At 73.1% G+C, this 13473-nt stretch carries 12 protein-coding genes; 8 read left to right on the top strand and 4 right to left on the bottom strand.

What is annotated here, in order from left to right:
- The first annotated feature begins 136 nt into the window (after positions 1–136).
- Positions 137–1378 (top strand): MFS transporter, encoded by a 1242-nt coding sequence (locus AB0J42_RS05810; RefSeq protein WP_364289315.1) that lies wholly within the window; start codon positions 137–139, stop codon positions 1376–1378.
- Between the two features lie 6 nt (positions 1379–1384).
- Here the strand turns inward: AB0J42_RS05810 and hemQ are convergent, their stop codons facing one another.
- Positions 1385–2086, bottom strand: coding sequence for a hydrogen peroxide-dependent heme synthase (gene hemQ, locus AB0J42_RS05805; RefSeq protein ID WP_364289313.1), 702 nt, complete (start codon positions 2084–2086; stop codon positions 1385–1387).
- Entirely contained in the window at positions 2083–3495 is a 1413-nt protein-coding gene (hemG, locus tag AB0J42_RS05800) for a protoporphyrinogen oxidase (protein ID WP_364289311.1), read from the bottom strand. Before hemG ends, hemQ begins: the two co-directional genes overlap by 4 nt.
- Before the next feature lie 108 nt (positions 3496–3603).
- On the opposite strand from hemG, the gene AB0J42_RS05795 reads away from it, so the two are divergent.
- A complete protein-coding gene (locus AB0J42_RS05795; protein ID WP_364289309.1) occupies positions 3604–4506 on the top strand; it encodes a DUF4349 domain-containing protein in 903 nt (300 codons plus the stop codon).
- A gap of 3 nt (positions 4507–4509) precedes the next feature.
- On the opposite strand, the gene hemE is transcribed toward AB0J42_RS05795, so the two are convergent.
- Positions 4510–5508, bottom strand: a complete 999-nt coding sequence (gene hemE / locus AB0J42_RS05790) for a uroporphyrinogen decarboxylase (RefSeq protein ID WP_364289856.1) — start codon at positions 5506–5508, stop codon at positions 4510–4512.
- 336 nt (positions 5509–5844) lie between these two features.
- On the opposite strand from hemE, the gene AB0J42_RS05785 reads away from it, so the two are divergent.
- The 6 genes from AB0J42_RS05785 to AB0J42_RS05760 all read left to right on the top strand — a co-directional run bounded on the left by AB0J42_RS05785 (position 5845) and on the right by AB0J42_RS05760 (position 11210).
- Positions 5845–6048, top strand: coding sequence for a hypothetical protein (locus AB0J42_RS05785; RefSeq protein WP_364289307.1), 204 nt, complete (start codon positions 5845–5847; stop codon positions 6046–6048).
- Positions 6049–6108: 60 nt separating this feature from the next.
- Positions 6109–6705 (top strand): DUF3000 domain-containing protein, encoded by a 597-nt coding sequence (locus AB0J42_RS05780; RefSeq protein WP_364289305.1) that lies wholly within the window; start codon positions 6109–6111, stop codon positions 6703–6705.
- Positions 6706–6750: 45 nt separating this feature from the next.
- Positions 6751–7977 (top strand): HRDC domain-containing protein, encoded by a 1227-nt coding sequence (locus AB0J42_RS05775; RefSeq protein WP_364289303.1) that lies wholly within the window; start codon positions 6751–6753, stop codon positions 7975–7977.
- Between the two features lie 67 nt (positions 7978–8044).
- Complete coding sequence (locus AB0J42_RS05770) at positions 8045–9190, top strand: Gfo/Idh/MocA family oxidoreductase (RefSeq protein ID WP_364289301.1); 1146 nt, start codon at positions 8045–8047, stop codon at positions 9188–9190.
- Entirely contained in the window at positions 9187–10350 is a 1164-nt protein-coding gene (locus AB0J42_RS05765) for a dihydrodipicolinate synthase family protein (protein ID WP_364289299.1), read from the top strand. The genes AB0J42_RS05770 and AB0J42_RS05765 overlap by 4 nt, the downstream gene beginning before the upstream one ends.
- Positions 10347–11210, top strand: coding sequence for a sugar phosphate isomerase/epimerase (locus AB0J42_RS05760; protein WP_364289297.1), 864 nt, complete (start codon positions 10347–10349; stop codon positions 11208–11210). The genes AB0J42_RS05765 and AB0J42_RS05760 overlap by 4 nt, the downstream gene beginning before the upstream one ends.
- 3 nt (positions 11211–11213) lie before the next feature.
- On the opposite strand, the gene AB0J42_RS05755 is transcribed toward AB0J42_RS05760, so the two are convergent.
- A complete protein-coding gene (locus AB0J42_RS05755) occupies positions 11214–13400 on the bottom strand; it encodes a PEP/pyruvate-binding domain-containing protein (protein WP_364289295.1) in 2187 nt (728 codons plus the stop codon).
- Between the last annotated feature and the right edge of the window lie 73 nt (positions 13401–13473).

Raw genomic sequence — 13473 nt, 5'->3', positions numbered from 1 at the left:
ACTCCGCGTGCTGAGCAGGAAGCTATCGGGCGTCGCGCCCGCCACGAGCAGGCAGAGGGCAAGGTGGCAAGTTCGCGCCAGGTTCAGCCGGGCCGTGGTCGGCCGGTGTTACAGTGACGCCCGATAAGCAGCCGCGATGGGAAGAGAGCGTGAAATGGCGCAACTACTCAGGCGCCCGCAGATGCGCTACTACATTCTCGGTGACGTGCTTTCCAATCTCGGCGACTTCGCGCTTTTCCTGGCAATGGCCATTTGGGTGAAAACGCTCACGGGAAGCACGTCGGCCGCCGGACTCGTGATGTTCGCCTTCGCCGGCGGCAGCCTGGTGTTACCCCTGTCGGGCCTGCTGGTGGACCGCTTCCGCCGCCGCCCGCTGCTGGCCGCCTCGTATCTGTCGTCGGCGGCCGTCGTCCTCCTGCTCCTGCTGGTCGAGGACCGCGACGACGTCTGGCTCATCTACGTGATCATGTTCTTGTACGGGGCGCTGGGCAGTGTCACCGGGCCCGCGCAGAACGCCCTCCTGCCCGCCGTCGTCCCGGAGGAGCAGCTCGGCGACGCCAACGGCACCGTGCAGGCGATGCGCGGCCTGCTGCGGGTGTTCTCCCCAATCATCGGCGCCGGGGTGTTCGTCTGGCAGGGCGCCCAGGTCGTCGTGGTGATCGACGCGGTGGTCTTCGTCGTGGCCGCGGTGGCCGTACTCCTCATCCGGATCTCGGAGCCGCGCCCCGCCCGGACGAGCCAGCCGCTGATCGCCGAGACCACGGGCGGTCTGCGCTTCCTGCGCCAGGCCGCCCAGCTGCGCAGGCTCGTCATCGCCTGCGCGCTGACGATGCTCGTCATCGGCTTCTTCGAGTCCATCGCCATCGCCGTGGTCACCGACGGCCTGGCGCTCCAGGCCACCTTCCTCGCGGTGCTCGCCGGGGTGCAGGCGGTCGGCACCGTCGCCGGCGGCGCGCTGGCCGGCGGGGTGATCCGCCGCGCCGGCGAGCGCGGGCTGGTGATCATCGCGCTCACCATGGTCGGGGCGAGCAGCCTGCTGCTGACCGTGCCGATCGTCGCGGTCGTCATCGCGGGCATGCTGGTGCTCGGCGTCGCGGCGCCGTGGATCGTCATCGGCGCCACCACCTCGCTCCAGCGACGCACCCCGGAGGATCTGCGCGGGCGGGTCTTCGCCGCGTTCGAGTTCGGGGTGACCGTGCCTCAGGTCGCCTCCATCGCGGTGGGCGCCAGCCTGATCGCGGCTCTCGACTATCGGGTGATGCTGGGTGTCGTCTGCGCGGTGGTGCTGCTGTCGGCGGTCGTGCTCGGCACCGGCCGCCCGGAGGAGCCGCCGCCCGCGGAGCCGTCGGACGCCGAGCAGGACGCCGTCACGCGCTGAGGCGGCTCAGGGCAGGTCCGCCACCACTTCGCGGACCGGCTTGCGGGCCCCGGTGTAGAACGGGATCTCCAGCCGGGTGTGCCGCCGGGCCTCGGCGCCGCGCAGGGTGCGCATCAGGTCGACGATGCGGTGCAGTTCGTCGGCCTCGAAGGCGAGCATCCACTCGTAGTCGTTGAGCGCGAAGGAGCTGACCGTGTTGGCCCGCACGTCGGGGTATTCGCGGGCCATCCGGCCGTGCTCGGCGAGCATCGCCCGGCGCTCGGAGTCTTCCAGCAGGTACCACTCCAGGGAGCGGACGAACGGGTAGACGCACACGTAGCCCCGCGGCTCCTCCTCGGCGAGGAAGGCCGGGATGTGGGACTTGTTGAACTCGGCGGGCCGGTGCAGCGCCATCGCCGACCAGACCGGGCGGCTGTGGCGGCCCAGCTCGGTGCGGCGGAAGCGGGAGTAGACCTCCTGGAGGGCCTCCGGCGTCGGGGCGTGCCACCAGAACATGAAGTCGGCGTCGGCGCGGAACCCGGCCACGTCGTACAGGCCGCGGGTGACCACGTCCTTGCCGGCGGCCTGCTCCAGGAGCTCCTCGACCTCCTCGCCCACCTGGTCGCGGGCGCCGGTGAGCGGCTGGGTCGCCTGGAAGACCGACCACATGGTGTAGCGGATCACCTGGTTGAGATCGCGGGCCTTGGGCCGCTCTGCTTGCTCTGTCATGCTTCTGATTCTCCTAGTCGGGACAGGTGGTCCAGGATCCGGGAGGCGGCCGTGCGCGCGGTCGCCAGGCAGGCGGGGATGCCCAGCCCGTCGTAGGCGGCGCCGCAGACCGCCAGCGCCGGCTGCCCGGAGACGGCGGCGTGCACGCGCGCCACCCGGTCGAGATGGCCCACGTGGTACTGCGGCAGGGCTCCGCCCCACCGGGTGACGCGGGTGTCGGCGGGGAGCCCGCGCACTCCCATGACCTCGCTCATCTCGGCCATCGCCATCGAGACGAGCTCGGCGTCCTCGCGCTGCAGCAGGTGTTCTTCGCCGACCCGGCCGATGGAGCAGCGCAGCAGCACCAGGTCGCGGGCGAGGTGGGGCCACTTGACCGAGCTGAACGTGACCGCCTTGACGGCCCGCTTCTCGACCGGCGGCACCAGGTAGCCGCTGTGACCGGGCGGGGCGGGGAAGGCGTCGGCCGGGTAGGCGAGGGCGACGACGGCCATGCTGGCGTACTCGATGCGCGCCAGCTCCGCGGCCGCCCCGGGCACTTCGGTCTTCAGCAGGCGGGACGCGGCGGGGGCGGGCACGGCGACGATCACGGCGTCGGCCTCGACGGTCTCCGGCCGGGGCACCGGCCCGGTGACGAGCCGCCAGCCGGTCTCGGTGCGGTGCAGCTCGCGTACGGTGACGCCGGTCCTGATGTCGGCCCCGGACGCCTTGGCGACGGCCTCGGGCAGGGCGCCCATGCCGCCGCGGAGGGTGGTGAAGACGGGGCCGGCGTCCTTGGGCGTGTCGCGCAGGATGTCGCGGGCGGCGGTGAGCAGGGAGCGCTCGGCGCGGGCCGCGGCGGCCACGCGCGGCATCGTCGCCTCCAGCGACAGCAGGTCGGAGCGGCCCGCGTAGACGCCGCCGAGCAGCGGCTCGATCAGCCGGTCGAGCACTTCCCCGCCCATCCTGGCGCGGATGTACGCGGCGACGGACACGTCGGTGCGGACCAGCGTGGCGGGCAGGATCTGGTCGAGCGGCACCCGCAGCAGGCCGGCCGGTGACAGGATGCCGGACTTCGCCAGCTCGGCGAGGTCGGCCGGCACGCCCATGACCTGCCCCTTGGGCAGCGGCCTGAGCGCGCCCCTGGAGTAGATGGCAGGCGAGGCGGCGCCGGGGTCCATCAGGTCGTCGCCGAGGCCCACCGCCCTGGCCAGCTCCTTGCCCTCCGGCCGCCTGGCCAGCATGGCCTCGGCTCCGGCGTCGAGGCTCACGCCCGCCACCTCCGTGGCGTACAGCTTGCCTCCGATGCGGGGGGAGCCTTCGAGCACGGTCACCTTGACGCGCTCGCCCGCGCTCCGCTTGAGGTGCCAGGCGGCGGCCAGGCCGGAGATTCCGCCGCCGACGACCGCCACGTGGGCCTGATTGCCTTCCACGCTTCCTGACGCTACCGCCTCGGAGCAGTGGTCAGCTGATCGGGGGATGTGACCGTACCGTGATCAGAACGGTCAAACCGCCGCAGGCCAGGAGCCGTTTAAGGGGTCATGAGGAGAGCGCAGACGATCGCCGCGCTGCTGACGGGGTGCGCGGCCCTGCTGATGACGGGATGCTCGGGCGGCGGCACGGCGGCGGACTCCGCGGCCGCCCCGGCCGTCGCCGCGGAGCGGGCCACGGCGATGCCCGCGAAGCCGGATCGGGCCGCGGACGGCGACGGGGCGAGCGCCGTCGCCGGGGTGCAGGTCACCCGGCAGGACCGGCAGGTGATCTACACCGGCCGGATGACCGTACGGGTGAAGGACGTGACGGCGGCGGCCGAGCAGGCCAAGGACGCCGTCACCGCGGCCGGGGGCCATCTGGCCAGGGAGGAGAGCCATTCGTCCGGGCGGGCGGAGGCTTCGGCGGAGCTGGAGTTCAAGATCCCGCCATCGCGCTACGCCGGCCTGGTGGCGCGGCTCGGCGAGGACCTGGGCGAGCGCCTGTCGCTGAACCAGCAGACGGAGGACGTCACGCTCCAGGTGGCCGACGTGGAGAGCCGGGTGAAGTCGGCCGAGCGGGCGCTGGAGTCGCTGCGCACGCTGCTGGCCAAGGCGGACACCATCGGCCAGGTGCTGGACGTGGAGCGCGAGATCTCCAGGCGGGCGGCGGACCTGGAGTCGCTGCAGGCGCAGCAGAAGAGCCTGGCCGAGCAGACCGCGATGGCCACGCTCACGCTGAGTCTGGTGGGCCCGGCCGCGGCGGTGCCGGCCCCGGACGACGAACCGGCCGGGTTCCTCGGCGGTCTGCGGGCGGGCTGGGACTCGCTCGTGGCCTTCCTGAGCGTGCTGGTCACGGTCGTCGGCGCGGTCCTGCCGTGGCTGGCGGTGATCACGCCGCCGGCCGTGCTGGCGGCCGTGGTCCTGCGCCGGCGGCGGCGCAGGACCCGCGAGCCGGACCCGTCGGAAGCGTGACGGTCAGAACTCGTGGACCAGGTCCGTCAGGCGCTTGAGCTGGTCGGGGTCGGTGGACGGCAGCACGCCGTGGCCGAGGTTGAACACGTGGCCCTCGGCCTCCCGGCCGCGCCGCAGCACCTCGCGGGCCTTGCGTTCGACGACCTCCCAGGGGGCCAGCAGGATGGCCGGGTCGAGGTTGCCCTGCAGCGCCTTGCCCGGCCCCACCCGGCGGGCGGCCTCGTCGAGCGGCACCCGCCAGTCGACGCCGACCACGTCGGCCCCCGCCTCGCCGAGCAGCGCCAGGAGCTCGCCGGTGCCGACGCCGAAGTGGATGCGCGGCACGCCGAGGTCCTCCAGGCCCTCGAAGATGCGGCGGGTGTACGGGAGCACGTACTGGCGGTAGTCGTCGGCCGCCACCGCGCCCACCCACGAGTCGAACAGCTGGACGGCCGAGGCCCCGGCCCGGATCTGCAGGCGCAGGTGTTCGAGGACGATGCCGGTCAGCCGGTCCATCAGGTCGTGCCAGAGCGCGGGCTCGCCGTACATCATGGCCTTGGTGCGGTCGTGGTTCTTGGACGGCCCGCCCTCGATGAGGTAGGAGCCGAGCGTGAACGGGGCGCCCGCGAAGCCGATCAGCGGTGTCCCGCCCAGCTCGCCGACCAGCGCCTCGATCGCCTCGGTGACGTACGGGACGTCGCCGGGCTCCAGCGGCCGGAGCGCGCCGAGCCCGTCGCGGTCGCGGATCGGGTTCTCGACCACGGGGCCGATGCCCGGCTTGATGTCGAGGTCGATGCCGATGGCCTTGAGCGGCACCACGATGTCGCTGAAGAAGATGGCGGCGTCGACGCCGTAGCGGCGGACCGGTTGCATGGTGATCTCGACGATCAGGTCGGGGGTGGCGCAGGCGGTGAGCATGGGCACGCCCTCGCGCACCTTGAGGTATTCGGGCAGGGAACGTCCCGCCTGGCGCATGTACCAGACGGGGGTGTGCGGAACCTCCTGGCGGCGGCAGGCACGCAGGAAGGCGGAGTCGTCGAGCTTCACCCCTCCAGGGTGCCATGCCGGGGTCGCGGTCCTGCCATCGGCGCGTTGTCGGGAAAATCCCGCCGTCAGGGCCCCCGCTCATGATCAGATAGGGGGGTGGAGTTTTCAGCGCCGGCCCTCGGGGTCGAGGCCGCCCCAAGAGACGGCTGCACGCCGGTTCCGGCTGGGCCAATTGTCGGTAAAGGTACCGCGCGGCAGCGATTCGGCGGCCACTTTCGGGACACGCCGAGCGCGTTGCGGGGAAATGTCAGTCGCTCGTGCCAACGTCGAAGCCTCGACCCGAAGAAAGGCCCCGGTTCGATGACTGGTGCGATGACAGCGTTGTGGAGTTCCGCGGAGTGCCGCAGCGAGCAGTGCGCGTCCTGTGCCGGCGAGCGGCCGTTCGAGCAGCCCCGCTGCGCCGACGGGCATGAGCCGGGCGAGTGTCCCGACTGGGCCTGCGTCTCGTGCGGCCACGCCGTCATCCTGGGCTCGGCCTGCGCCGCCGGCCCGGTCCGCCGGCCGGCGATGGTGTGACCTCGCGAGATGAGCACCCCCGTGGTCCCCTTCCGTCCTGCTACGACCTACTCTGCGACTATGACCCTCGGTGACCGGCCACCGGCGCCCGCGGTGTTCCGGCGGGCGGTCGAGACCCTGCGCCTGACCGAGGTCAGGCCGGAGATCGAGCTCGAGGAGCTGCCCGCGCCGCAGCGGCTGGCGCCGCACTCCGCGGCCATCGGCGCCTCGGTCTACCGCGACGACGACGAGCTGGCCGTGGGCCGCCTGATCCTGCTCTACGATCCCGACGGCCAGCGCGGCTGGGACGGCCCGTTCCGGCTGGTGGCCTACGTGCGTGCCGACATGGAGCCGGAGATCACCTCCGACCCGCTGCTCGGGCCGGTCGCGTGGAGCTGGCTGACCGAGGCGCTCGACGCGCATCACGCCGACTACTCCGCCGCCGGCGGTACCGTGACTAGAGCGGTGTCCGAGGGCTTCGGCAACAAGGCCGGCGACCCGGTCACCACCGAGCTCGAGCTGCGGGCTTCCTGGTCCCCCGCGCAGGAGGACCTGTCCGGGCACGTCGCCGCCTGGTGCGACCTGATGTGCGTGGCGGCCGGGATCCCGCCGCTTCCCCCCGACGTGGCCGCCATGCCCCGCAGGCGCGAAGATCCGGAGAGTGACCGAACGACGTGAGGGCACCGAACAAGACAGTGACGATGTCATGAGGACGGTGACCTCATGACCGAAGAGACGACCGTCGTCCCGCTCCTCGAGCCGCGCGACGGCATCCCGCCGATCGTCGCCGACGACACGGCCTACCTGCGTACCGTCGAGGCGTTCGCCTCCGGTTCCGGCCCGGTGGCCGTCGACGCCGAGCGCGCCTCGGGCTACCGCTACGGCAACCGCGCCTATCTCGTACAGCTGCGCCGCGAGGGCGCCGGGACGGCGCTGATCGACCCCATCAGCTGCCCCGACCTGTCGGCGCTCGACGCGGCCGTCGCCGAGGCGGAGATCGTGCTGCACGCGGCGTCGCAGGACCTGCCGTGCCTGCACGAGCTGGGGTTCCGGCCGCGGCGCATCTTCGACACCGAGCTGGCCGGCCGGCTGCTCGGCTACGAGCGGGTGGGGCTCGGCACGATGGTGGAGAACGTGCTGGGCCTGCGGCTGGAGAAGGGCCATTCGGCCGCCGACTGGTCGACCAGGCCGCTGCCGGAGGCGTGGCTGCGCTACGCCGCGCTCGACGTGGAGGTGCTGGTCGAGCTCCGCGACGCGCTCCACCGGGAGCTGACGGAGACCGGGAAGCTGGAGTGGGCGCGCCAGGAGTTCGCGGCGGTGCTCAACACGCCGCCGCCGACGCCGCGGGCCGACCCGTGGCGGCGCACCTCCGGCATCCACAAGGTGCGCAACGTGCGCGCGCTGGCCATCGTGCGCGAGCTGTGGACGATGCGCGACCGGATAGCGCGGGAGAACGACCTGGCTCCCGGCCGGGTGCTGCCCGACGCGGCGATTGTGACGGCCGCCATGCAGGGCCCGCGCACCAAGAAGGCGCTGACCGAGATCACCGCCTTCACCGGGCGCAGCGCCCGCCGCCACATCAACGAGTGGCTGGCCGCCGTGGCCAGGGCCCGCGCGCTGCCCGACAGCCAGCTTCCGCAGCCGAGCACGCCCGGTGACGGGCCGCCGCCGGCCAACCGCTGGCCCGACCGCGACCCGGCCGCCGCCCGGCGGCTCGCCGCGGTCCGCGCCGTGGTCGCGGGGCTGGCCGAGGAGCATCACATGCCCACGGAGAACCTGCTGCAGCCCGACGCGGTGCGCAGGCTCACCTGGGAGCCGCCCGAGGAGATCAGCGACGAGAGCGTGGCCGCGCGCCTGGCCAAGCTCGGCGCCCGTGAGTGGCAGGTCTCGCTGACCGCCCGTCCCATCGCCACCGCGCTGGCGAAGCTGGAGTCCCCGATCGAGGGCTGAACGGCCCTTGACGCCCTGGGCGGCTCCGCCGTACGGTTCGGGAAAGCGCTTTCCTGAAAGGATCATCATGAGCGTGCGCACCATCGGCGTCGTCATGAACGGCGTCACCGGACGGATGGGCTACCGTCAGCACCTGGTCCGCTCCGTCTTGGCGATCAATGAGCAGGGCGGTGTGACGCTCTCCGACGGCAGCCGGGTCACCCTGCGGCCGGTGCTCGTCGGCCGCAACGCCGACAAGCTCGCCCGGCTCGCCGCCGCCCACGACATCCCCGACCACACCACCGACCTCGAGGCCGCGCTGGCCGGCGACGACAACCTGATCTACTTCGACGCCCAGGTCACCTCGGCCCGGGTCAAGGCCGTGCTCAAGGCCATCGAGGCGGGCAAGCACATCTACGCCGAGAAGCCCACCGCCGAGTCGGTGCAGGAGGCGGTCGCGCTCGCCGAGGCCGCCGCCGCCAAGGGCGTCAAGAACGGCGTGGTGCAGGACAAGCTCTTCCTGCCGGGCCTGCTGAAGCTCAAGCGCCTGATCGACGGCGGGTTCTTCGGCCGGATCCTGTCGGTGCGCGGCGAGTTCGGCTACTGGGTGTTCGAGGGCGACTGGCAGGAGGCCCAGCGCCCGTCGTGGAACTACCGGGCCGAGAACGGCGGCGGCATCGTGCTCGACATGTTCCCGCACTGGCACTACGTGATGGAGAACCTGTTCGGCCGGGTCAGGTCGGTGTACGCGCACGCCACCACGCACATCCCCGAGCGGGTCGACGAGCGGGGCGAGCGCTACGCGGCCACCGCCGACGACGCCGCCTACGGCTTCTTCGAGCTGGAGGGCGGCGTGGTGGCGCAGATCAACTCCTCCTGGACGGTCCGCGTCAACCGCGACGAGCTGGTGGAGTTCCAGGTGGACGGCACGCACGGCAGCGCCGTCGCGGGCCTGCGCAACTGCCGCGTGCAGCACCGGGCCGCCACGCCGAAGCCGGTCTGGAACCCCGACCTGCCGGTGACCGCCCGCTTCCGCGACGACTGGCAGGAAGTGCCGGACAACGCCGAGTTCGACAACGGCTTCAAGATCCAGTGGGAGCTGTTCGTCCGCCACGTCCTGGAGGACGCGCCGTTCCCGTACGACTTCGCCTCGGGCGCGCGCGGCGTGCAGCTCGCCGAGCTGGGCCTGCGCTCGTCGGCCGAGGGCCGCAGGATCGAGGTGCCGCAGCTGTGAGGATCGATCTGCCCGGCGGCCCGTACACGCTGCGCGAGCCGGTGACGTGGCCGGCCGTCGACGGGCCCGCCGCGAGCCGGGTGGTCTACGCGGCCGCGCACGTGGTGGCCGACCCGCTCGGCGACAACACCCCCGGCGCGCCGGCCGCCGTCGACTGGGACGCCACCCTCCGCTTCCGCCACCATCTCTGGTCGTACGGGCTGCGCGTCGCGGACGCGATGGACACCGCGCAGCGCAACATGGGCCTGGACTGGGCGGCCACCCGCGAGCTGATCAGGCGCAGCGCCGCCGAGGCGCGGACGCTCGGCGACCCGGCGGAGCTGGTGTCGTGCGGCGCCGGCACCGACCACGCCCCGGACGCGGACGACCTGGACGCGATCACCGCCGCCTACGCCGAGCAGGTGGAGACGGTCCAGGAGACCGGCGCCGGAGTGATCATCATGGCGTCGCGGCAGCTCGCCCGGGTGGCGGGCGGGCCGAAGGACTACCACCGGGTGTACGGGAAGCTCTTCGGGCTGGCCGACCGGCCGGTGATCCTGCACTGGCTGGGCGAGATGTTCGACCCGCAGCTGGCCGGCTACTGGGGCTCGCGCGACGTCGAGGCGGCCACCGAGTCGTTCCTGGAGCTGATCCACGCGCACGCCGCGATGGTCGACGGGGTGAAGGTCTCGCTGCTGGACGAGGAGCACGAGGTGCGCCTGCGCGCCGCGCTCCCCGACGGCGTCCGGCTCTACACCGGCGACGACTTCAACTACCCTTCGCTGATCAGGACGGGCTCGCACGCGCTGCTCGGCATCTTCGACGCGATCGCCCTGGCCGCCGCCGCGGCGCTGAGGGAGCTGGACGCCGCCGAGGCCGCCGCCGACAAGGCGGAGAAGGACCGGCGTCTCGCCTCGTACGAGGAGATCTTCGCGCCCACGGTGCCGCTGTCGCGCAAGATCTTCGAGACGCCGACGTTCCACTACAAGACCGGGATCGTCTTCCTGGCCTGGCTGAACGGTCACCAGGACGCGTTCGCGATGGTGAACGGCGCCCAGTCGGCCCGGTCGCTGACGCACCTGGCCGAGGTGTTCCGGCTGGCCGACCAGGCGGGGCTGCTGACCGACCAGGAGCTCGCGGTGCGCAGAATGCGGGCGCTGCTGGAGGTGAACGGCCTGTGAGCCTGTCGCTCAACCAGTGGACGACCCGGCGCTGGTCGCTGCCCGAGGCGGTGGACGGCTGCGCCAGGCACGGGCTCGAAGCCATCGGCCTGTGGCGGGAGAAGGTGGCCGAGACGGGGCTGGCCCGCAGCGCCAAGCTGGTGCGGGAGGCGGGACTGCGGGTCTCGTCGCTCTGCCGGGGCGGCTTCCTGACCGCGGGCGGGCTGCCCGGCGAGGAGGGCAGGCGGGCCTTCGCGGAGGCGCTGGACGACAACCGGCGGGCCGTGGACGAAGCCGCCGAGCTCGGCGCGGCCTGCCTGGTGATGGTGGTGGGCGGGCTGCCAGGGGTGCGGCCCGGCGAGGCGCTGCCCGCCGGGTTCTCCCGCGACGTGGCGGGCGCGCGCGAGCGGGTGGCCGAGGCTCTGGCCTCGCTGGCCCCGTACGCGGGAGAACGCGGGGTGAAGCTGGCCCTGGAGCCGCTGCACCCGATCTACTGCCCGGACCGGGCCGTGCTGTCCACGCTCGGGCAGGCGCTCGACCTGGCGCTGCCGTACCCGGAAGAGCAGGTCGGGGTGGTCGTCGACACCTTCCACGTGTGGTGGGACCCGGCGCTGTTCGAGCAGATCGCCCGCGCGGGCCGCCGGATCGCCTCCTACCAGGTGTGCGACTACCTGCACCCGCTGCCCGCGGACGTGCTGCTGGGCAGGGGCATGATGGGCGACGGGGTGATCGGCTTCCCGCCGATCAGCCGGGCCGTGGCCGCCGCCGGATACGACGGCGACGTCGAGGTGGAGATCTTCAACGCCGAGGTCTGGGCGGCGGACCCGGACGAGGTGCTGGCCACGATGAAGGAGCGCTACGCCGACTTCGTGGCGCTGTGAGGCTCAGGTCTCGACGGTGACGGTGCCCGCGGCGCCGTTCACCGTCACCTGGGCGCCCGGCGGGATCCGGCGGGTGGCGTCGGGGACGCCGACCACGGCGGGGATCCCGTACTCCCGCGCCACCACCGCGCCGTGCGACATGGCGCCGCCCATCTCCATCACCAGCCCGCCCGCGGTGAGGAAGAGCGGCGTCCAGCCGGGGTCGGTGGACGGGCAGACGAGGATCTCGCCGGGCTCCAGGTGGGCGCCCACCGGGTCGAGCACCACCCGCGCCGTGCCCGTCACGGTGCCCGAGGAGGCGGGCGTGCCGGTGATCGCGCCGTCCGGGGCCGCGCCCGCCGCCGCCTCGGGCTCGGTGCCGTCGGACAGCATGATGCGCGGCACGTGCCCGCGGCGCCGCTCCCGTTCGTGCACGGCCCGGCGGGCGGCCACGGTCTCCCGCCAGCCGCCCTTTCCGGCCGCCGCGCTCTCCAGCTCGGCGAAGTCCAGGAAGAACACGTCCCGCGGCTCGTCCAGCATCCCTTCGCGTACGAGGTGGCCGCCCACCTCCAGCATGCTCGCCCGTACGCCCGCGAGCACCTTGACCAGGTAGAACTTGGGCAGCTCCCGCAGGCCCACGAGCCGCCGGGCGCGGCCCAGCGCGAACCGGACCACCGCGGCCCTGACCCGGCCGCGGCGGCGGGCGGCGGCCACCGCCTCGGCCACGGCCCTCCGCGCCGCCTCCTCTCCCCTGGCGAACTGCGCGGCCGGGGCGAGATCGGCGTCCGGGTCCATGCGCAGGTAGTTGGCCAGCGCGCCGAGGATGTGGCCGGGCTCCTCCGACCAGCGCGGCACGCCCAGGTCGATCTCCGCCACGCCGCGGTGCCCGTACACCTCCAGGAAAGCCTCGATCTCGCGCTGGGCCGCCGGCGGCAGCGCGCCGGCGCGGAAGCGGCGGACCAGCTCGTCCACCGGCTCCTCCCGGAACGGCTCCGGCTCGATCCGGGTGGACAGCCGCCACAGCTCCAGGTCCATCTCGGTGGTCGGGTTGTTCGGGACGCTGCGCAGCACGTCCTGCAGCTCTCCCAGCGGCGTCCCGGACAGCCTGGCCGCCAGCGCGTACAGGCCGTAGCCGGTGAGCGCCAGCGGCATGATCGACACGATCGCGGGGAAGGCGGTGGCGAGCATCCGCTCGGCGTGACGCAGCCGCTCGGCGGGGGTGGCGGTCGCAGGCACGCGCAGGTGCGTGCCGAGGTCCTCGCCCAGCTTGCGGGTGTACGCGAGCGCCCGGCCGGGCCGGGTGAGCGCGCGCAGCACCTTGGCGGGGACCCGCTGGCGGCGGCCGAACCGGGCGCCGAGCGCGGCCAGCTCCCGGACCTGGTCGTCGGTGAGGCAGAAGCCGTCCTGGGGGGAGAGGTCCAGCCGCTCGGTGCCGCCGCCCGGCAGCGCCCGGATGAGCAGCCGCTTGTCGCCTGCCTGGCGCTCGCGGATCTCACCGGTACGGGTGCCCGCCACGAACCGGTCCGGGTTGACGGCGCCCGACACCACCGCCTCGCCCAGGCCGGGGGCGGCGTCGATGACGGCCTCGTGCCTGGTGCCGGTCACCGGGTTGGCCGTGAACATCACCCCGGCCACCCGCGCGTCCACCATCTCCTGCACCACCACGGCCAGGCTCACCCCGGCGTGGTCCACGCCGTTGGCCTCCCGGTAGGCGACGGCGCGGTCGGTCCAGAGCGAGGCCCAGCAGCGGCGCACCGCGTCGAGCACCGCCTGCGCGCCGGTCACGTTGAGGTAGGTGTCCTGCTGCCCGGCGAAGCTGGCATGCGGCAGATCCTCCGCCGTAGCCGACGACCGCACCGCCACCGGCACCCTGTCCATTTCGCCGCTCTTCGCGGGCGAAGCGTTCTCGTCTGTCCCGGTGGTTTCGCGGATGGAGAGGGATTCGTACGCGGTTGTGATGGCGTGGGCGATGTCCGGGGGGATCCGGGTGGCGAGGAGGCGTTCGCGGGCACGGGCCGCCAGGCCGTCGCCGCCTTCGGCGATGAGCTCTTCGAGGCCCGCCTGGGCGGCGACCCGGCGGTAGGCATCCGTGGTCACCACCCAGCCGGGCGGCACCGGCAGGCCCGCTCTGATCAGTTCGCCGAGGTTGGCGGCCTTGCCACCGGCCTCCGCGAGCATGCCGCCGTGCACCTCGGAAAGGTCCAGCACCATCGCTCCTCCCGCCCCTCGTGGTCGCTGAACTCCAGTCTTCTCCTCCTGGAACAGAAATTCAACAGTTGATGAA

Origin of the sequence: Nonomuraea sp. NPDC049649 (assembly GCF_040675175.1) — a bacterium.
Lineage (GTDB): Bacteria > Actinomycetota > Actinomycetes > Streptosporangiales > Streptosporangiaceae > Nonomuraea.
Note: the sequence above shows the minus strand (reverse complement) of the source record. Positions and strands in the feature narration are given on the sequence as shown.